Here is a 19877-nt window from a genome sequence, read left to right as displayed (position 1 = left end):
CGCACCGCCCTGCGGTTCCGGCTCCCGGCTCCGGGCCCGGGCACCCGTCAGACCGTGGCGGGCGCGCCGAGCATCGCGGACGCTCGCTGCAGCGAGGTGAGGATGCCGGCGGGCGCGGGCGGGGCCTCCGGGAGGGCGCGGCAGGTGAAGCCGAGCTGGGCCATGGCCCGCAGGACTTCGGCGGCGCTGAAGTCACGGCGGTCCTGGCGGGTGATGATCTGGCCGACCTGCTTGACGGGGTAGTGGCGGCGGCCGATGGTCACGGATTCGCCGGTGACCGGTTCGGGCTTGACGCCCTTCATCGATTCCAGCACGCCGCCCTTGGTGAGTTCGAAGGGGAAGCGGGCGATGACGCAGCGCATGTGGCCTCACAGGGGAGAAATCGAGGAATTCCCGCAGGGATCAGCCGCACGGGGAATTACGGGTACGGACCGATGGCGAGAAAAAGAAAGGGACAGCGTGCAGCTGGGGCCCGCACCCCGAAGGATGCGGGCCCCAGCGACGGTGTGCGCGACGTCAGGCCGGAACGATGTTCTCGGCCGTCGGGCCCTTCTGGCCCTGCGCGATGTCGAAGGTCACCTTCTGGCCCTCGAGCAGTTCACGGAAGCCCTGCGTGGCGATGTTCGAGTAGTGGGCGAACACGTCGGCGCCGCCACCGTCCTGCTCGATGAAGCCGAAGCCCTTTTCCGCGTTGAACCACTTCACGGTACCAGCAGCCATGTCATGTCTCCTTTGGGGCAGTGCATCGGAATCCGCACCGCGCGGATGCCGTGTCGCCGCGATGATCACCCCGCCCGGAAAGCAACCGGAAATACAAAAGCGCTCCCCACCGAAAAAATTGGTGGGGGCACTCGACGTTTTGGGATCATAACTGCAACCGAGATCGACAGTAGCACGCCGAAACGGACTGTGCACGTTACTCAATTCCGCTCCGCTCATTGCGGCAAAACCCTGACCGCGGGGTCTGCCAAATTCTCGCTTCGCGGGAACAGATATTGAGTCGCCCGGGTGCGATGTCTCATCGGGGACGGTGGGGCCGGGCCCGGACGGTCGCGGGCCCGGCCCCGCGTGTCAGCTCGCCAGGCGCCAGCGCTGGTTCGCGCCGCCCGAGCAACTCCACAGCTGGATCTTCGTCCCGTTGGCCGTCGCCTGGCCGGCGGCGTCCAGGCAGCGTCCCGACTGCACCGCTGTGATCGTGCCGTCGGCATTGACGTTCCACTGCTGGTCCGCCTGCCCGCTGCAGTCGAAGATGGCCGCGGGAGCGCCGTCGCCCGCTCCCTGGCCGACGCCCAGGCACTTGTTGCCGTAGACGACGAGCTGCTTCGCGGCGGTGTAGGTCCAGCGTTGGTTGGAGCCGCCGTTGCAGTCCCACAGTTGCGCCTGTGTGCCGTTGGCCGTGGTGGAGGCGTTGATGTCGACGCAGCGTCCCGACGCCTGGCCGATGATCGTCTGGTTGCCGGAGTTGGGGGGCGGCTCCGTGTTCGAGCCGAACTGGGTGAAGAACTGCCACACCGCGGCCGACGTCCAGGTGCGCCAGCCGTCACCGGTGGATCCGTCGATGGGCCCGGGGTCGTGACCCGCTCCGTCGAACGCGGCCCAGACGACCGGGTATCCGGACCTGCATCCGGAGTAGGCGGTGATGATGTGCGTCAGGCTTCCGTTGGCCGGCTCGGGCGGGTTCTGCGGGGTGCAGCCGTTGGCCCGGACGAAGGTGTCGCGCAGCTCCCGTCCCAGCGAGATGGGCAGCACGTTGTCCCGGAGGCCGTGCAGACCCATGTAGGCGATGGGCTGGCTGCCGCCGTTGCACCCGCTGAGGTTCGCGCCGGAGTAGACCGCGACCGCGCGGAAGACCGTCGCCCGGGAACAGGCGAGGGCGTACGACATTCCGCCGCCGTAGCTGAAGCCGGCGGCGAACAGCTGGGTGGTGTCGACGCACAGACCTGCTTCGATCTGGCTGACCATGGCGTCGACGAAGGCCACGTCCTGGCCTCCGGGGTTGGCCCAGCCGTTGCCGTTGCCCTGCGGGGCGACGAAGATCGTGCTGTTGTTCGCGCCGTCCGCCAGGCGCCGCAGGCCGTAGTAGGACCAGTTGTAGCCGTCCGTTCCGCCCGAGTCGACGTCGTTCGCCGTGCCGCCCCGCCAGTGGAAACCGAAGACCAGCCGGTAGGGGTGGCTGTTGTCGTAGCCGGCCGGGACCCGCAGGATGTAGCTGCGGTTCTGGCCGCCGCTCTGGATCGTGTGGTTGCCGCTCGACAGCGCCGGGGCCTTGCCGCAGCCGGCACTCGCCGCGGCGACGGTCTTCGCGGCCGGCGTGGGCGCGCCGAGGCCACTGCTGAACGAGGTGCCCGCAGCTGCCAGGACGAGAAGTACCGCGGCCATGAGGGACATCAACAACGGTTTGCGCTTCATGCACTCCTTCTTCCGTGCTCGGGGAATGGGCGGGGAGCGCCGGTCGAGCGGGCTCAGACGGCGGTGACGGTCCACGCGTTGTTGGTGCTGGAGTTCGGCGTCCACAGCACGGCGGTGGAGCCGGCCGTGGTGCTGCCGCTGCCGTCGAGAGCGGTGCCGGTGCCCCGGTTGACGATCCGGTAGCGGTTGCCGCCGAGGTCGGTCAGCGACCACTGCTGGTTGTTGCCGCCGTTCCACGCCTGCTGGCGGGCCGGAGCCCCGTCGGCGGAGTTGCCGTAACTGTCGGCGGCCATGCCGTTGGTGCGGTTCATGATGCGGTGGTAGCCGTTGCCGAGGTCGATCAGCTGCCACTGCAGGTTGGTGCTGCCGTCGTAGTTCCACTGCTTGAGGTTGGAGCCGGCGGCGACGTTGCCGCCGCTGTCGAGCACCAGCCCGCTGGTCGCGTTGGCGATCCTGACCCAGGTCGTCGAACCGCCCGGCGCGCCCAGGACGGGTATCTCACCGGAGAAGGTGAGCTTGACCGTGTACGCCAGGGCGCCGAACGGCGGGTTGGCCGAGGGCATGGTGAGGTGCAGACCGGACGCGTCCTGCGTCGGTGCGGGCAGGTCGATGTAGGTGCCGGCGGTGTTGCCGAGCAGCTTGGCGCCCGTCAGGCTGCTGAGGTTGATCTGGTTCGAGTTCAGCGTCGTGACGGTCATGGTGCCGCCCTGCCAGCCCAGGGCGGTGGCGTAGAGCACCTTGTTGTCCTGGCTGCGGGTGAACCGGATGTCCTGCGGCTTGCCGGCCACCGGTCCGCTGAACGAGCCGCCGCCCATCTTGGTGGGACCCTCGCCGTAGCTGGCCCAGGAGCGCGTGGAGTAGACCGCCTCCCCGAAGCGGCCGAGCCAGTCGCCCATGGCGAGCAGGATGGACTGCTGTCCGGAGGGGATGACGCCGTCGGCCATCGGGGCGATGTTCAGCAGCATGCTGCCGCCCTTGCTGACCCGGTCGATCAGCGAGTGGAGCATCGCCTGCGTCGAGTAGTAGCCGATGCCCACCGTGTAGCACCAGCTGGACGAGGAGATGCTGTCGTCGGTCAGCCAGTAGGGGGTGAGCAGCCCTGCGGGGCCGCCGCGCTCGAAGTCGAAGACCTCACCCTTGTTGTTGAGGCCGTCCTTGTAGGTCGCGACCACGTCCCTGTCCCACGCGACCGCCTGGTTGTAGTAGTGCGCGAGGAACTGGAGCCGGTAGGACTCCTGCACCAGGTGCAGGTCGAAGTCCTGCCAGACCAGGTCCGGCCGGTAGCCGTCGATCACCTCGATCAGCTTGTCGTACCAGAGCTTGTTCTCCGCGGCCGAGCCCTGCTGGCCGAAGAGGATGCGCAGGTTCGGGTCCGACTGGTTCGGCACATGGTCGTAGAAACCGTTGAAGTGGTAGGCGTGGTGCAGCGAGGTCATGAACTTCAGCCCCTGCCCGCGGATGGCCTGCGACTGCAGCCCCACGAGGTCGAGCCGGGGACCGTGCTGCACCGAGTTCCACGGGTTGGAGCGGCTGTTCCACATGGAGAAGCCGTCGTGGTGCTCGGCGACCGGGCCGGCGAACCTCGCGCCCGCGGCCTTGAACAGCCGTGCCCAGGCGTCAGGGTCCCAGTTGCCGCCCTGGGAGGCGAGCTTCGGCGCGAACTGCACATGATTGCCGGCCTTGTCGCGGGCGCCGTCGACGAAGTTGTTGTACGGCCAGGCCGAGGGGTCGCCGTAGGTGGCGATGTGGTGCCGGTTCTCGGCGGAGCCGCCGATGTACATGTTGCGCGGATACCACTCGTTCCCGAACGCGGGAACGCTGAAGACGCCCCAGTGGTAGTAGATGCCGAACTTGGCGTCCTGGAACCAGGCCGGGGCCGGGGGGTGCTGGTCGACGGAGGGCCAGCTCGCGGTGTAGCTCGCGGGTCCTTCGGTCGCGGCGGCCCCGGGGGCGAACCGCAGCAGGCCGACGGCGGTGGCCGCGCCGGCCGCCGCCAGCAGGCGGCGCCGGCTGAGCGGCAGGGGGGAGGAGGACATGGGTGGGGTGCCTCTCGGGGGAATGGACGGAGGAGGTGCCGGGTCGGTGATCGTCAGCCCGTCGCCGGCTCAGTCGCGCCTCCATTTCTGGTTGCTGCCGCCGTTGCAGGTCCACAACCGCAGCAGGGCGCCGTTGGCCGTGCCGGGAGCGTCCAGACACAGGCCGGACTGGACGCCGGTGATCGTGCCGTCCGCGTGGATCGTCCATTTCTGGTTGCTGCCGCCGTCGCAGGTCCAGATGTCCACCTTGGTGCCGGGGGTGGTGCCCTGGCCCGCGGCGTCGAGGCAGTAGCTGCCGTACACCCGCAGCTCACCGGCCGAGTTGTCGGTCCACTGCTGGTTGCCTCCCCCGTTGCAGTCCCACAGCGCCACCTGGGTGCCGGCCGTCTGCGACTGGTTCGGAACGTCCACGCACCGGCCGGAACCGACCCCGGTGATCGGTGCGGACGTGCCGCCGCCGTTCCCGCCGCTGCCGGGGGTGACGGACAGGTTGTCGAACTGCGCCGTCTCGTTCTGGCTGGTCGCGTAGCCGATCTGGCCGCCTGCCCAGGTGCGGTCGTCGGCGGAACCGACGGTGGCGCCGTCGACGACGGCGGTGATCGTGGTGCCGGAGAAGGTGAGGGCCAGGGAGTGCCAGCGGTCGGTGCCCAGTGCCGCGGCCGTGCCGCGGGCGAGCGTGGACACGGTGCCATTGGTGTTCGAGTTCAGGATCGACCAGGCCCCGGTGTCGCTCACCCGCAGGTGGTAGGCGTTCAGCCCTCCGGTGCGGTCGTAGTCGTGCCCGTTGGCCCGGCCGATCAGCTCGGCGTATCCGGGCTGTTCGAGCAGCACGTCGGAGGAGAGGGTGTAGTTGCCCCAGCCCACGTCGCCGAGCAGAGCGTGCGGATCGGTCAGCGCGTCCCAGGTGATCGGCCTCTGGGGGCTCATCTGGCGCACGCACTTGCCGCTGCGTCCGCCGCCGCAGCCCACCGTCTCGAAGGCGCCCTGCCAGTCCATGAGGTACTTGGCCTCGGCGCCGGTGGCGTAGCCGTCGAAGGTGTCGCTGTACGGCAGCTTCAGCGCGCCCCGGGCGGGACCGGTGGCGGCGCCCTTGCCCTGACCGGTCGTGGTGGTCAGGGTGTACAGGTGTCCGGGCTGGACGGTCAGGCTGAAACCGCCGCCGGACGGGGTGATGTCGGCGGAGTGGACGAAGTGGTCGGCGGGGTTGCCGGAGGTGACGTCGGTGGACCAGACATGGACGGTCCCGGTGGACAGCCCGCCGGTGACGTTGAGGTTCAGCGTCTGGGCGCTGCCGGCGTCCATCGTCTCGATGACCGTCGAGTAGTCGGAGTTGTTCGGGGACTTCAGCGAGACGTAGCTGCCGTTGTTGCGGTTGCCGCCGAGGTAGCCGCTGGAGGCGTCGAGGTAGTGCCACCCGGGAGCGGTGAACTGACTGGTGTGGGCCATCACCCAGGTGTTCTTGCCGATCGAGTAGGAACCGGACCACGGCTGCGAGGCCAGGGCCAGACCCATGGTGGGGTAGGGCAGGTTGGGTGTGAGCGCGGCTACCACCGGCCAGTTGAGGTAGGCGGTCATCCGTCCGTCGATGTACCCGCGGTTGATGCCGCGGGCCATGGCCTGCGCTCCCCCGTTGTAGTCGTCCGAGCCGTTCTCGCTCGCCCACAGCGGCTTGCCCGACGACGTGGCGGCCGACGGCACGGAGCAGCTGGACTGGGCGGACCGGTAGCCGCAGGGGTAGTGCGTGCCGATGGCGCTCACCGCGGCGGCGAACGCCTGGTTGGAGTTCACGTCGTTGGCCACGGACCAGTCGGAGTCGGCAGCGACGATCTTGACGTTGCCGTAGCCGTTGGCGTTGAGCGCGCTGCGCAGCTGCACGTACCAGGAGACGTTGTAGCCCCGCTCGTTCCATCCGCCGAGGTAGTCGATGCCCAGCCCGTGCTGTTTGGCGCAGCCCAGCCACGAGAGCAGGTAGTTGGTCATGTCGGCGGACCAGAAGTTGCCGCCGCCGATCCAGCCGGGGGCGCCCCAGGCCAGCCCGTACAGCTTGATGTCCGGGTTGCGCGCCTTGGCCTGCTCCATCAGCCACCATTCGTAGCCGCGGTCGCAGTTCAGGTCGGACCGGGTGTGCTGGTGGCTCGGTTCGGCTCCTGAGGTGGAGTTGGTGTCGCCGCCGATCTCCGCCTTGAGGATCTGCAGGGACGCGCCGTAGCCGGGCCGGAACAGGTAGTCCAGGACCTGACCGCGCTGGGGCTCGGGGTAGTCGATCAGGAGCCTGCTGTTGCCTCCCCCGCCGCTGATCGCGCCGACGCCGTCGAAGGTCCGGCCGGCGGACGCGCCGTTGATCGTGACGGAGGTGGCGGCCTGGGCCGGCGCCGCGGCCGTGGCCACGATGCCGCCGGCGACCAGGAGGAGACCCGCGAGCACGGCCGCCCAGGCGCGCAGGCGCCACAACGACCGGTCGAATGCTGACACGGTGGGTTCCTTTCGCAGATCGGAGGTGTCCCGTCGGCCGCGGGGGTGTGCTCCGGCCGGGGACGCGATGTCTGTCAGCGCAGGACGAAGTCCTGGTTCGTGCCGGGTGTGTTCTTGCACTGCCACTGGTCCAGCTGCTGCCCCGGGTTGCCGGCGGCGCCGTAGACGTCCAGGCACAGGCCGCTGTTGCGGTTGTGGAACTCGTAGGAGCCGTCGGACTGCCGCACCGGCAGCCAGAGGCCGTTGGCCGCCGTGCCCGGGGCCTGCTGGACGATGTCCGGGACGCCCGCCGTCGTGGAGCCGCCGGCCACCGCCACGTCCAGGCCGGAGCTCTGGGCCCGCAGTTCGCCGTAGCCGTCCGAGGCCGGCACGAACCGGAACTGCTGGTTGCTCTGCCCGTTGCAGGTCCACTGGTCGATCGCGGCGCCGGCGCTGCGTGAGTCGCCGGCGACGTCCACGCACAGGCTGTCGCTGGCGACCACGAGCCGGTGGTAGCCGTCCGGGAAGCCGCCGCCGGACGAGGCCGGTGTCAGACGGACGGCGAACGCGTCGTGCGCGCCCCGGAACGTGATCGGCACGGTGATCGGACCGCCCGTTGCGCTCACGTCCTGGTCGTACACCGTCTGCGGGGCGTCGAGCGGGGCCTGGTCCGGGATGCGGTCCACGGTGACGTGCACGCCGCCGGCGCCCGCCAGCCAGGGGACGGACGACAGCCCGTCGAAGGTCACTGACGCGTCGCCGGTGTATCCGTTCGCGTCGCCGACGATCGCCACCGCCCGCTTGTTCGAGGGGTCCTCGGAGGCCGAGATCGCCGTCGATCCGACCTGGCCGGAGGTGTCGACGAGGGTGCCGGTCATGTCGGCGTAGTCCCGAAGAGCCCACCAGTTTCCGGTCGGCTGCCAGCTTCCCCCGCTCTGCGTCAGGGCTCCGGTCAGGTTCGGGGTGACGCAGCACACCCAGTTGCCGCGCATCGCGTTGGCGTACCCGGACTGCGCGAACCGCGCCAGATACCAGGCCGTCACTCCGGCGGTCTGCCGGTCGGCGGGCTGGTACTCGTTCGAGGACAGCGGCAGCGCGCCGATGCCCGCCGCGGTAAGGGCGCTGTTGAGGCTCCGCGCGACGGTGACCGGGTCGTCGACGTCGCCCTCGTTGTGGTTGGCGATCATGTCCGGCACGGTCCCGGCCGCCTTCACATGCGCCAGCCAGGTCCGCCATTCACCCGGATCGGCCTGGGGGGTGAACGCGAGTGACGGGCCGACGATCTGCGCACCGGGGGCGATGCGCCGGATCTCCCGGTAGGCGGTGTCCCACATCTGGAAGTACTGGGCGCTGTTCACCCCCCGGGTCCAGAACACGGAGATGTCCGGCTCGTTCCAGATGTCGTAGGAGAACGTGAGCCCCGACGCCTGCAGCGCTCCCACGGTGGAGTCGATGAAGCCGATCCAGTTCGAGCAGTCGCCGTTGTCGCACGGGTACCTCGTGTTCGACGGCTGGCCGCCGTTCGCGCCGTAGATGTCGCTGACCAGCACCTGGTACTGCGCGTGGTAGGGCGGCCGGGTGAGCCGCCTCGCCTGCGAGACGATCGAGTCGAGGTCGGCCCGGGTGGCCGGGCCGTACTGGTAACCGTCCCTGATCCAGCCGCCGGAGAACCAGCCGCCGCCGCGGAAGGCGTTGATGCCCAGCGGCTGGACGAACCGGTCCGCCGGCAGGCTGCCGTCTTCGTCGAAGCCGTAGAGGAACCCCTCCCCCACGCCGGTCGAAGGCCCGCGCGGCGACGCCAGGTTCACGTTCAGCGACCTGCCCGCGGCGGCCGGGCTCCTGCCCGGGACAGCCTGGCCGGCCGCCTGCGGCGACTTCACCGGGGCAGCCTGGCTGGTGGCGGTCGACAGCAGCGGCAGCACGAGCGCCAGGAGGGTGACGGCCAGCAGGGCCGGACGGCAGGCTCTCGCTCTCGTCCTCATCCGGTCCTCCCGCGACGTCGCGCCGCCGCGCCGCGGCGCGTGTGCGGGACAGGCCCGGTTCGCGCGGGCGGCCCGGCCGGGGCGGGGCGGGGGCTCATCCCAGCTTCCACTGCTGGGCGGCGGAGCCGTTGCAGGTCCCCAGCTCGGCGAGGGCTCCGTCGGCGGTGGCCCCTCCGGCGACGGTCAGGCACAGGCCGGACTGGACGCCGGTGACCGTGCCGTCCGCGTTCAGCGTCCACTGCTGGTTGGCCTGGCCGTTGCACTGCCAGATCTCCACCTTCGTCCCGGCCCCGGTCTGGTTGTCGTAGACGTCCAGGCACCTCTGGTCGGCCCCGGAGTAGACGGTGAGCTGGTGGGACGCGGAGTTCGTCCAGGTCTGATTGGCTCCGCCGTTGCAGCTCCAGATCACCGCCTGGGTGCCGGCCGTTCTGCTGGAGTTCGGCACGTCCAGGCACTTGCCCGCGCCCACCGCGTGCAGCGCACCGGTCACACCGGCGCCCCCGCCGCCGCTGGTGCCGCCCGCGACCCGGTACATCACCGTGCCGTGGGCCGGGACGGAGGCGCTGATCGTGCCGGAGGTGGTCGACGACGCGCCCGACCACAGGTCGGTCAGCGTGTAGGCGGACGCCCCGGTCTTCCCGATCGCGGCCGCGCTGGTGGTGATGGTCGCCGTCGAGCCCGTCTCGTTGAACAACGCCACCGAGACGTCCCCGCCCGCGAGAGGCTTGGCCAGCACGTCCCGGCCGCCCGAGGAGGAGACCATGACGCCCTGCTTGCCCAGCGGATCCTGGTCGACCGCGATCACCCGGGAGTTGGTCAGCGTGGAGAGCGTGTCCGCACTGGCCGAGGGGATGTTGGTGCCCGCGATCAGCGGCGCGGCCATCTCCGCCCACAGACTGAACTCGCTGCGGCTCTCGGTGGCCGTCAGCGAGCCGTTGCCCACCTCCAGCATGTCCGGGTCGTTCCAGTGGCCGGGGCCGGCGTAGGAGGCCAGTCCGACGTTGCTGTGGAAGATCGACAGCATGCTGGAGAAGCTGGCGTTGATGTCCCCGGTGGTGCGCCAGCTGTTGCCCACGTCCGCGCCCCAGGTCCACACGTTGTCCTGGCCCCAGTTGCACAGGCTGTACAGGATCGGCCGGCCGGTGGCGGCGAGGGCGTCACGCATCGCGGTGTACCGGGCCCGCGCGGGCGCCCCTGTGCTGTTGCAGTTGTCGTACTTCAGGTAGTCGACGCCCCAGGACGCGAAGGACTGCGCGTCCGTGGTCTCGTGCCCGAGGCTGCCCGGGTATCCGGCACAGGTCGCGGTGCCCGCGTCCTCGTAGATCCCCAGCTTCAGGCCCAGTGAGTGCACGTAGTCCGCGGTGCCCTTGATGCCGTCGGGGAACTTGGCGGGGTCCGCGACGAGACGGCCGGCGGAATCGCGGTTGCGGGTCATCCAGCAGTCGTCGATGTTGACGTACGAGTACCCCGCCGCCTGCATGCCGTTGGTGTGCATCGCCTGTGCGGTGGACTTGATCAGCGACTCGGAGACGTTGCAGCCGTACGCGTTCCAGTCGTTGAAACCCATCTGCGGGGTCAGCGCGAGCCCGTTGCCCAGCGCGGCGGCGGGCTGCGCGGCGGCGGGCCGGGCCACAGCGGCCTGGGCCGCCGCGGGCTGGGCCGCCGCGGGCTGGGCCGTGCCGAGAGCGAGGAGGGGGGCGGCTGCTGCGAGCAGCACGACCGAGAAGGCGGCTGCCCGGGCCCTGCGCAGGGACGGCAGCGGAAGCGGCCGAAGACGCCTGGCTCTCGCACCGGTCATGGACATAAGTCATCGACTCCTGAGCCGAGTTGGAGGGAAAGGGAGCTCAGCGGTAGCCCGCCGCGGTGATGTTCGCCTGCACCGCGGCGTCGGTCGCGTCGGAGGGGTAGCCGGCGACCATCGCTCCTTCGTAGAAGGTGCCGGCGCTCAGGTTGGCGCCGCCGCCGGGCTTGCAGCAGTCGCCGCCGCTCCCGAGGACGATGGCTCCCTGTTTCTTCATGGGGCTGTATCCGTTGGGGAGGCCGCCGTCCCACAGGGTGGTCAGACCGCCGGACTGCGCGTTGCCGCCCTTGAGGGCGAATCTCGACGTCCCGTTGTTCTTCAGCATCGCGGTGACGAACTTGCCGGCGAAGGCCCGCTGTCCGGGGTTCCAGGACTGGCTGCCGCCGGAGTACAGGCCCCACTCGAGATCGGCCTGCACCCAGGGACCGTTGCCGGCGCAGCCGCCGAACCAGCACTCGGTGCCGAAGTTGATGGCGTCCATCGCCCCGGCGGCGTCGGCCTTCCGAGTCGTCTCGCTGTTGCCGTAGTCGAAGCAGCAGCCGCTGTTGACGTGGGTGCCGCTGGTGACCATGTACGCCCCTTCGGGCGCGGCGCCGGTCGGCACGCCCGTCAGGTGACCGTCGCGCCAGTAGCTGTTGCCGGGATTGATGTAGAGCGAGTACGCCTTTGCGCCCCCGGCGGTCAGCGACTCGGAGGTCGCCTTCGCGGGGCTGCTCTGACTCGACCCTGGGACCTGGGCCGACCCCTGGTACCACAGGTCGTTGCCGTGTCCGGACTGGTCGTAGACGCCCGTGATCACGCACGAGGTGCCCGCGCAGAAGGAGTCCTGTGCCGCCGCGTCGGCGAAGCCGCCGGCCGCCAGGACGCCGATGCCCCTGGTCGCGTTGTCCGAGGAGCGCCTGACCTGGTACAGGTTGCCGCTGTACGAACCGAAGAGTGCCCGGACCGTGCTGTGCGCGGCCACGCACGGCGTGCCGCCCGCGGAGTAGAGGTCGCACGGACCCGATCCGCCGGCCGGAGGCGGAGTCGTCTGCGTGCTCCACTTCTGGTTGCTCCGGCCGGTGCAGGTCCACAGGATGACCGCCGTGCCGTTGGCCGTGCCCGCCCCGTTGACGTCGAGACAGAATCCGGACCGGACACCGGTGACGATCCCGTCGGAGTTCTGCCGCCACACCTGGGTCGCCCGCCCGTCGCACGACCGGATGACCGCCGGGGCTCCCGGAGCGGTCCGGTCGTCGTAGGCGTCCACGCAGCGGGTGCCGCTCATCGTCCTCAGCTCACCCGCCGACGTGACCTCGAACGCCTGGTTGGCCTGGCCGTTGCAGTCCCAGATGTCCAACGCCGTTCCCGGCGTGTCGGTGTTTCCCACGACGTCCAGGCATCGTCCCGACGCCGAGCTCACCAGGGGCGCCGTCGGCGCCGCCGCCGCCGACCAGGCGGGCACCGAAGCCGACACCATGGCCAGCAGCGCCATCACACACATGACGGCAGCCGCCGGTAAGCGTGCTCCTCGAACTGCGGGGCTCCGGGGCGAAACGGATGAAGGCTGCATTCTGTTCCTCGGATGCGTGGGGGGAACGGGGACAGAGAGCGCGTGCCTGTGCGAGGGGGCAGGGTGCCCGAGATCACCTACAGGGAACTCATAGACATCCCATGTCCATAGTGATTCCACAGGCCTCTGAGCGTGTCAATACACGCACCACCCTCGATCGGAACGCGATCCATCCCATGTATTTGCGGGCCGGATCGCCGTGCGGGCATGCCGGAACCCGCGTCCGGCGACGGCCGCCGTGCCGGGCGCGGGTGTTCGTTCCCGTCCTCCGGAACGTTCCGGGGCGAGGGCGCTGGGCGGGCGCCGATCAGCTCGCCCGAGGTTCGGGACCCGGGCTCAGGTGACCGGCAGAGCGGTCCACTGCTGGTTGGCGGCGCCGTTGCAGTCCCACAGGACCAGTTGCGTGCCGTCGGCGGTGGACGCGCCGGGGTCGTCGAGGCAGCGGCCGGAGACCGGGTTGCGGTAGCCCCCGTTGAAGGCCTGCCACTGCTGGTTGGTCGCGCCGCTGCAGTCCCAGATCTGGATCTTGGTGCCGTTGGCAGTGCCCCGGCCCGCGACGTCGAGGCACTTCCCCAGGGCCCGCAGGGTGCCGTCGGAACGCGCGGACCACTGCTGCGCGGCGGAGCCGTTGCAGGACGAGATGTCCACGGCGGTCCCGTTGACGCTGCTGCCGCCGTTGACGTCGAGGCACTTCCCCGCGATTCCGGAGCGCACCTGTCCGCCCGTGGAGGCCGGCGGGTCGATCCAGCCCGCCGCCTCCGCGGCCCGGACCCCGGCGTGGAAGGCGTCCGCCATCTTGCGGAAGCCGTTGTCGTTGGGGTGCAGGGCGTCGGACAGGTCCGCGGCGGTCAGCGCGCCCATGTCCACCAGGCGTACGTGCTTGCCGGCGGCCTGCTGGGCCTGGACGATGCCGGGCAGCTTGGCGTTGAACGCCGGCCGGTTGGCCTCCTCGGTCCCGCTGGTGGAGACGATCACGGTGCCGACGAGGACGGTCGCGTCGGGGACGGCGCGGGTGATCTGGTCGATGAGCGAGCGGAGCCGGTCGGGGGCGGTCGGGATCTGGTAGTTGCCGTTGAGGTCGTTGGTGCCGATCTCCAGGGTGACCACGTTCGGGCGGTGACGGGCCAGCACGGAGTCGGCGATACCCGCGATCTGGTCGATCCGCCAGCCGGAGTGGCCTTCGTTGTCCGGGTCGGACATGGTTCCGTTGCGGCCCGAGCCGACGAAGTCCAGGGCGTGCCCGTCGGCCGACAGCTGGTTCCACAGAAAGCTCCGGTAACTGTTTCCGGACTGGCTGCCGACGCCCCAGGTGATCGAGTCGCCCAACGGCATCACCCGCAGGGCGGCCGGCGCGGCGGCGGACGGGGGCCGCGCGCCGGAGTCGGCCGCCGCGGGCAGTGCGGCGCCCGCACCGAGCACGGTCGTCAGCGCGGCGGACAGGAGTGCAAGGCGCTTCTTCATCAGCTTCATCGGGGTTCCTCACCGGTGGGGGACAGTGGGCGGGGCGAACGGTGCGTGGACCGGTCAGCGGGGGGTGAAGTCCTGGTTGCTGCCTGCCGTGTTCTTGCAGGGCCACTGGTCGAGTTGCTGGCCGGGGCTGCCGCTGCCGCCGTAGACGTCGAGGCACAGGCCGCTGTTCTTGTTCTGGAAGGAGTACGAGCCGTCCGGCTGGCGTACGGGCAGCCACAGGGCGGCGGCTGCTCCGTCCGGGGCCTGCTGGACGATGTCGGGTGTGCCGGCGCTCTTGGAGCCGCCCGCCACCGCCACGGCCTGCCCGGAGTGCTGCGCCCGCAGCTGCCCGTAACCACCCGAGGACGGCACGAACTCGAACTGCTGGTGACTCTGCCCGTTGCAGGTCCACTGGTCGATCGCGGCGCCGGCGTTCGCGGAACCGCCGGACACGTCCAGGCACAGGCTGTCGCTGCCGATCACCAGCTGGTGGAAGCCGGTGGGGAAGCCGTCGCCGTCGCCCGGTGTGCGGACGCCCGCCTGCTGGATGACCTGTTGCGCGCCCTGCGGCCAGTTGGCGCCGCCGACCAGGACGTTGCCGCTGAGGACGTTGTTGTGCGGAGGTCCGGTGGCCACGTACGTGTTGCCGCCGTTGTACCAGTTGCCGGAGAAGGTGCTGTCGTCGGTGTGGTTGTCGCCGTTGGCGTTGGTGAGCGCCCAGTTGCCGGCGTCCTGCACCACGTTGCGGGCCACCGTCAGGTACCGGGAGCCCTCGTCGAGGTACAGCGCGGTGGTGTGGTTGTTGCCGTACATGTAGTTGTCCGAGATCACCGAGCCGGGGCTCGCCGACAGGCTGTAGATGCTGCCGCCGTCGAACATCGCCTTCTTGGTGTCGAACACCAGGTTGTGGGAGACGGTGTTGTTCTTCAGGGTCGTGGGTGTGCTGTAGACGGGCTGATAGGCGTACGTCCCCCTTTTGACGTAGTCCTGACTGCCGCCCGGGTCGTTGACGCCCCAGCCCCAGCCGATGTCGATCCCGTCGTAGGGCAGGTGGTCGCACTGGTTGTGAGTGATCGTCGCGCCCGTGACGTAGGTGGACAGGATGCCCGCCGTCTCCTTGTAGTCGGTGCCCACCCCGCTGACCCGGTTGTCGCTGACGACGATGTTCTGGTCGGTCATCTGCGGGTTGCCGGGGTGGTGCGCGTCCGGCTGGATACCGCCGATCTGGATGCCGCTGCCGGCGATGTCGGTGAACGTGTTGCCGGTGACGGTGATGTCGCGCGCGCCGAGTCCGGTGCCGGACGCCGTGGCGACGCCGTCGTTGCCGACGCCCAGTCCGGCCTGCCCCAGTCCGGAGAACGTGTCGCCGGAGAACGTGATGCCGGTGGCGGCGGAGACCTGTACGGCCGCGGGCATCTGCGCCCAGTGGTTGCGGGTGGCCTCGAACTGCGCGCACCCCGACTTGCAGGTGCTCAGCCAGTTGGCGGGCATCGCGTAGGCGCCGGTGAGGTGCGCACCGCTCTGCTGGTCCGCGTAGCCGTCGGGTCCGCTCGGGCCGAGCCAGGAGGTGCCCGTGAACCGGATGCCGGTGAACGCCAGGCCGGTCGCCGGCGAGCCGTAGCTGCCGCTGATGCCGAGCAGGCTCTGCAGCCGGGGCAGTTGGATGTCGAGACCGTTCGGGTTCTGGCCCGGCTGGGCCCGGTAGTACAGCTCGCCGGCGGGCGAGTCGAGATACCACTGTCCGGCCTGCTTCAGGAAGGCGTAGTTGTTCTCCAGGTACATGGTCCCGCCGGCGAACGGCGCGTTGACGGTGTCGTAGCCCCAGGAGTTGTTGTTCCACGCGGGCTGGCGCATGGTGATGGTTCTGCCGCTGATCGACTGAACCGGCGCATAGCGGTCGGTGAACGAGTTCAGGCTCTCGACTTCCATGTGGCTCTGGTCCGAAAGACCGGCCAGGTAGTCGAGGGAGGAGTCTTTCACGGTCAGGCCGGTCTGCGTGAAGGTGAAGCCGGATCGGGGCACCTGGATCGCCGCCCGCGGTGCTCCCTTGCCGTTCACGTACAGCTGGCGTGTGTTCACGCCGGAGCCGACGTGGACCGACCAGATATTGCTGTTCTGATCATGAACCTGCCAACCGGATAACTGCTGGGCCCCGCTCACCACCGGCTGCTGTCCGGACACGGCCTGGTAGGTGATGGTGTGGCCGTTCTGGCCGCCGTCACCGGAGCCGAAGACCAGCGGCTCGGACAGCCGGTAGGTGCCGCCGGCCAGGTGGACCACGACGTCCGCGTCGCTCGAGAGCCGGTGCGCGGGCTGCCGCGCCTGGTCGATCGTCGCGAACGGCTGCTCAGCGCTGCCGTTCCCGCCGGGAGCCGCACCCGGAGCCACGTACAGGGCGACGGCCGACGCCTGGCGCGCCGCGGGCACGGCGACCGCGGCCCCGGCCGTGGTCAGGCTCTGGGAGAGCAGGGCGAGCAGAGCCAAGGGGGCGGCCCACACGCCGCGGAGCACTGCGGCTCTGGACATCGTCATCCTCCGGTCGTGGCGCATGGGGGTCTGTCGGGGCGGGTGCCTGTGCCCCGTGCGGCGCCCGTGGCCGGGGTGACCCGGCCACGGGCTGGGGCCGTTCAGGGTGCTTGGAGCCGTTCGGGGTGCGATGGGGCTTCGTCCGCGAGATTGCAGAGAGGTTTCGGGGGGAGACGGTGCTCCCGGCCGCTCGGGCTGTCAAGGGTGCGGAAGCCTCCGCTGTGAACGTTGTCGCGGAATCGGTTCGACGGCTTGTTCCCGCGCCTCGGGGCCGGTTCGCACGCTCGAACAACTCGGGGGTCGCGGGCAGCCCCACGGCCGCGGATCCTCCCGCCGTGCCGGTGTCCGGCGGCCGGGCCCGGCCGCCGGGTGACTGTCCATCACACAGCTGAGCTGGGATGCAACCGCCGACCCCGGTCGGAGCGCCGCAGGTCCGGAAGGCGTCGGCCGCGGCGGCGGTAGCTCGGCCCGCGCGTCTGCGTCGCCTCCGCCGTCCGGAGCGGCATTGACCCCGCAGTTCCCCGGTCGTAGCATCCCGTCGAAGCGCTTGCGTGGAAGCGGTTCGCTCCACGTGCCCCGGTTCGAGGTGAGACGCGGAACGCGTGAGCCCTCGTCAGCCCGACGCCGTCACCCACGGCTCAGGGCACTCGGGCGGGCCGGCACCGCGGCCGGCGGGTCCATCGGCCTCCGGCAGTCGTCCCTTCGTCCGCCCCACCGACGGCGCCGTTCTTCACGAGGCCCCGGAAGAGGGCCGCACCGCCGGGGCGTGCGCGGGCCGGAACGCCCCGCCGTCCGGAGCGCACCGGCCACGGCCGGCGTCGGGTGGCCATGCGGTCCGGGGCCGCCACGTCCCGATCGGGGCGGCGCGGTACCTGAGCGTCCGCCGCCCGCGGGAAGAAGCCCGTCTCCGTGGGAGGCGCACCCGGCGGAGGCGAGATCCCTCAGCCGTCCAGCCAGCAGCCGCGCTCGTCGACGGGTCCTCCGGCGTAGTCCGAGGTCAGCCGGTACACGCCCGCCCGGGGCACGGTCAGCCGGGTCCACGGGCCGTCCGCGCTGAGGCACGCGCCCTCGGCCCGCAGCCACGGCGAGTACTCGATCCGCACGGTGCTCGTCCCGGCGCGGGGCATCCTCAGCGTCAGCTCCGCCTCTCCCGCGTGCTGCGGCTCGGCCGGGGCGGAGGCCAGCGGCAGGCTGTCGCGGACCCGGTAGATCTTCCAGTGACGGTCCTGCCAGACAAGCTTCAGCCAGGGCTGCCCCTCCTTGATCAGAGCGGTCTCGCGCTCCGCAGACCGGTCGGGCGTGCCGTCGTGCAGGACGACGTAGCCCACCGCCCAGTGGCGCAGCCAGGCGTGGTAGCGCGGCCCGTCGAGGTTGCCCTCGTAGAACAGACGCCCCCGTTCCACGTCCAACTGCTGGTTCCAGCCCCGCATCAGTTCGACGTGCGGGCCGAGGAGGGTGGCCCCGCGATGGTCGCGATCCGTGGGCAGTTCGACCCGGCCGCGGTCCGCGCCCAGCCGGGCGAGCGCGGCCAGCACTCCGTCGGTGTGCGTGACCCAGCCCGGAACGGGGTCCGGGCTGCGCAGATGCATCAGCGACGTGACGCAGAGATAGGAGACGGAGAGGGCGGTGACCACGGCCATCGCGCGCACATGGGTGCGGCGGACGCCGTCGCGGAATCCCCGGGAGCGACGGTGCAGCGCGGCCGCGAGCAGCACGGCGGGGGCGAAGAGCAGGGCGAGCCGCTCCACGTTGTTGCCGATCGGCGAGGGGACCAGCCAGGTCAGGACGACCCCGGCGGCATACAGGGCGCTGCCCGCCCGCACCACCCGCCACTCCCGGGGGGACGCCCACACCACGGCGGCGGCCATCAGCACGGGCAGGATCATGCGGCCCGCGGCCATGGGCTGTTCGCCCTGGAAGGGGAACAGCACTGTCGTCAGGCCGACGACGGCGACCGGCGGGAGAACCAGGGCGAGACACTTGCCGTACTGGCGGGTGGCCAGATATCCGGCGCCCGCCACCAGCAGGAAGAGCCCGGCCACCGGGCTGCCCATGGTCGCGAGCAGCGTCCCGGACGCGGCGGCGGCGAGCCGGGCGGGCCGGGGCGCGCGGCCGGCCACGGCGAGCAGGCCCGCGAGGGCGAAGGCCAGGCCCAGGGCGAAGGTGGTGCGGCCGAGCACGACGTTGTACCAGAGGGCCAGCGCCCCGACCAGCGCGGGCAACAGCGACACACGCGCGACGGTGCGCTCCAGGAGCACGGCCAGCATCCAGGTGGCACTGACCCCGGACAGCACGGAGACGGCACGGACCCCGAAGAGTGCCATCAAGTGCGGCGAGATGACGCTGTAGTTGACGGTGTGGGTCCCGCCGAACCAGAAGAGCCCGTACGGCGTGTCCGGGTGCCTCCCCACGAACCCAGCCCACGCGTACTGCGCGGCGAGGTCACCGCCGCCCGTCGCGAGAAAGGCACCCCACCCCCAGTACAGCGGGAGGACAGCGGCGACGGCGAACAGCGGTACGCGGTACCTCGCCGGTACAAGCGACCTGCGTCCGGGGCGCAGCGCCGGCGGCGGGGGTTGCCGTGCGGCGAGGGCCGGCAGGGTGGAGGACTGTACGGACATATCGACTTTCCCGGTGCGGAACGGAGGCTGGACAAGTCCGCCGAGAACCGCGCGGCCCTGGGGCCTGCTGGAACTCGCGGACCCGTGCAGGCATCACGACCGGGCCTCTCCCGTCCGTCGCGGCCACCCGCCCGTCGCGCCCCCTGTCGGCGCGCCGGTCCATCGGCCGGCTCTCCCGCGTGCCGGAGGCGGCATCACCCGAAGCGCGCCCGACGGCCCGTTGCGCAGGCCGGGTTCGTCGGACAGTCGGCCCCTGTCGGCGCGTCTCGCGCCCGCCGCGGCGGCGTGAGCGTTGAACCACGCTGCGCGTGCCGCGCAACTCGCTGACAGCGCCAGCACCAGGAGGCCGACATCATGCACTGAACCGCTCCGGAATCGGTGGAGGTTCCGGACTGGGGCCTCGTACCCAAGCGGACTGCGGACACCGGCCGGAGCACGCCTCCGACCATGATCCGGACCTTTCCCGGGCCGGTCACCCTCCACCGGCTTCAGCAGAGGCTATTTCCACAGGTCAGCCTCATGCAAGGCGCGTGCCACGAGCAGGGCGAATCCGCTGGTGAGCTGCTCGGCGACGTATCCCGGGTCCATCTCCTCGTCAGGGGCCGAGTCTTACGAAGTCGTGACGCGGTGGGCCCGGCCCCTCCCTGGGGCGGGTGACCGCCCTACGGTGGTCGCATGCGTGCACTGGTCGCCGGCGACGCCGGGCTCATCGGTTCTCCTGTCGTCGGGGCGCTTCGAGCGCGCGAGGACGAGTCCGTCGTGCGCGAGGTGCGTGGCGTGTGCGGGGTGCGGGACGCCGCGGACGCGGAGGCGGGGGGCCAGCCGGTCCCGGTGGGCGCGTTCGCGGCCCACGACACCGGCGAGGCGCCCACAGCCGGTTTCGCGGAAAGCTTGCGGGAGTTCGCGCCGGCCGGAGCGCCGGACGCGTAGGACCGCGCAGGACCGGTGGTGCTGCCTGTGTCATTGAAGCTGCCACGGGCAGCACCACCTCGAAGCGGCAGCCGCCGCGGACGTCGCACACGGCGGGCGGCGGACCCGTCCGCCGACCGG

Annotated in this window: 12 protein-coding genes; 1 reads left to right on the top strand and 11 read right to left on the bottom strand. The window is 70.8% G+C overall.

The window, feature by feature from the left end; translation table 11 throughout:
• Window positions 1–47 precede the first annotated feature (47 nt).
• The 11 genes from IE239_RS18445 to IE239_RS18395 form a co-directional block, all read right to left on the bottom strand.
• Window positions 48–362, bottom strand: a complete 315-nt coding sequence (locus IE239_RS18445) for an SCO5918 family protein (protein WP_190150431.1) — start codon at window positions 360–362, stop codon at window positions 48–50.
• Between the two features lie 154 nt (window positions 363–516).
• The gene (locus IE239_RS18440; protein WP_030404051.1) at window positions 517–720 is read right to left on the bottom strand and encodes a cold-shock protein; all 204 of its coding nucleotides are present in this window, start codon (window positions 718–720) and stop codon (window positions 517–519) included.
• Window positions 721–1071: 351 nt separating this feature from the next.
• Window positions 1072–2388, bottom strand: coding sequence for a ricin-type beta-trefoil lectin domain protein (locus IE239_RS18435; protein ID WP_190150485.1), 1317 nt, complete (start codon window positions 2386–2388; stop codon window positions 1072–1074).
• Window positions 2389–2462: 74 nt separating this feature from the next.
• Window positions 2463–4445: an alpha-L-fucosidase gene (locus IE239_RS18430; protein ID WP_190150430.1), complete on the bottom strand. Its 1983-nt coding sequence runs from the start codon at window positions 4443–4445 to the stop codon at window positions 2463–2465.
• A 69-nt stretch (window positions 4446–4514) separates the two neighbouring features.
• On the bottom strand, window positions 4515–6917 hold the full coding sequence (locus IE239_RS18425; RefSeq protein ID WP_190150429.1) for a ricin-type beta-trefoil lectin domain protein: 2403 nt from the start codon (window positions 6915–6917) through the stop codon (window positions 4515–4517).
• 74 nt (window positions 6918–6991) lie between these two features.
• Window positions 6992–8878: an RICIN domain-containing protein gene (locus IE239_RS18420; RefSeq protein ID WP_190150428.1), complete on the bottom strand. Its 1887-nt coding sequence runs from the start codon at window positions 8876–8878 to the stop codon at window positions 6992–6994.
• 94 nt (window positions 8879–8972) lie between these two features.
• Window positions 8973–10676 (bottom strand): glycoside hydrolase family 27 protein, encoded by a 1704-nt coding sequence (locus IE239_RS18415; protein WP_190150427.1) that lies wholly within the window; start codon window positions 10674–10676, stop codon window positions 8973–8975.
• A gap of 46 nt (window positions 10677–10722) precedes the next feature.
• The gene (locus IE239_RS18410) at window positions 10723–12153 is read right to left on the bottom strand and encodes an arabinofuranosidase catalytic domain-containing protein (protein ID WP_229878169.1); all 1431 of its coding nucleotides are present in this window, start codon (window positions 12151–12153) and stop codon (window positions 10723–10725) included.
• 414 nt (window positions 12154–12567) lie between these two features.
• Complete coding sequence (locus IE239_RS18405) at window positions 12568–13692, bottom strand: SGNH/GDSL hydrolase family protein (protein WP_190150484.1); 1125 nt, start codon at window positions 13690–13692, stop codon at window positions 12568–12570.
• Window positions 13693–13755: 63 nt separating this feature from the next.
• Complete coding sequence (locus IE239_RS18400) at window positions 13756–16206, bottom strand: RICIN domain-containing protein (protein ID WP_190150425.1); 2451 nt, start codon at window positions 16204–16206, stop codon at window positions 13756–13758.
• Between the two features lie 941 nt (window positions 16207–17147).
• Window positions 17148–18827 carry a DUF8823 domain-containing protein gene (locus tag IE239_RS18395; RefSeq protein WP_229878168.1) on the bottom strand — a complete coding sequence of 560 codons (1680 nt, stop codon included), beginning with the start codon at window positions 18825–18827 and terminating at the stop codon, window positions 17148–17150.
• A 675-nt stretch (window positions 18828–19502) separates the two neighbouring features.
• Here IE239_RS18395 and IE239_RS18390 point away from each other — a divergent pair.
• Window positions 19503–19757: an NAD(P)-dependent oxidoreductase gene (locus tag IE239_RS18390; protein ID WP_190150424.1), complete on the top strand. Its 255-nt coding sequence runs from the start codon at window positions 19503–19505 to the stop codon at window positions 19755–19757.
• The last annotated feature ends 120 nt before the right edge of the window (window positions 19758–19877 follow it).

Origin of the sequence: Streptomyces humidus, assembly GCF_014649655.1 — a bacterium.
Taxonomy (GTDB): domain Bacteria; phylum Actinomycetota; class Actinomycetes; order Streptomycetales; family Streptomycetaceae; genus Streptomyces; species Streptomyces humidus.
This window is presented reverse-complemented; position numbering and strand designations above follow the sequence as displayed.

Coding starts and splice junctions, on each gene's coding strand:
- IE239_RS18405 (WP_190150484.1), bottom strand. CDS start 13,692: ATGAAGAAGCGCCTTGCACTCCTGTCCGCCGCGCTGACGACCGTGCTC.
- IE239_RS18430 (WP_190150430.1), bottom strand. CDS start 4,445: ATGTCCTCCTCCCCCCTGCCGCTCAGCCGGCGCCGCCTGCTGGCGGCG.
- IE239_RS18415 (WP_190150427.1), bottom strand. CDS start 10,676: ATGACCGGTGCGAGAGCCAGGCGTCTTCGGCCGCTTCCGCTGCCGTCC.
- IE239_RS18445 (WP_190150431.1), bottom strand. CDS start 362: ATGCGCTGCGTCATCGCCCGCTTCCCCTTCGAACTCACCAAGGGCGGC.
- IE239_RS18420 (WP_190150428.1), bottom strand. CDS start 8,878: ATGAGGACGAGAGCGAGAGCCTGCCGTCCGGCCCTGCTGGCCGTCACC.
- IE239_RS18440 (WP_030404051.1), bottom strand. CDS start 720: ATGGCTGCTGGTACCGTGAAGTGGTTCAACGCGGAAAAGGGCTTCGGC.
- IE239_RS18390 (WP_190150424.1), top strand. CDS start 19,503: ATGCGTGCACTGGTCGCCGGCGACGCCGGGCTCATCGGTTCTCCTGTC.
- IE239_RS18410 (WP_229878169.1), bottom strand. CDS start 12,153: ATGGCGCTGCTGGCCATGGTGTCGGCTTCGGTGCCCGCCTGGTCGGCG.
- IE239_RS18400 (WP_190150425.1), bottom strand. CDS start 16,206: ATGTCCAGAGCCGCAGTGCTCCGCGGCGTGTGGGCCGCCCCCTTGGCT.
- IE239_RS18435 (WP_190150485.1), bottom strand. CDS start 2,388: ATGTCCCTCATGGCCGCGGTACTTCTCGTCCTGGCAGCTGCGGGCACC.
- IE239_RS18395 (WP_229878168.1), bottom strand. CDS start 18,827: ATGTCCGTACAGTCCTCCACCCTGCCGGCCCTCGCCGCACGGCAACCC.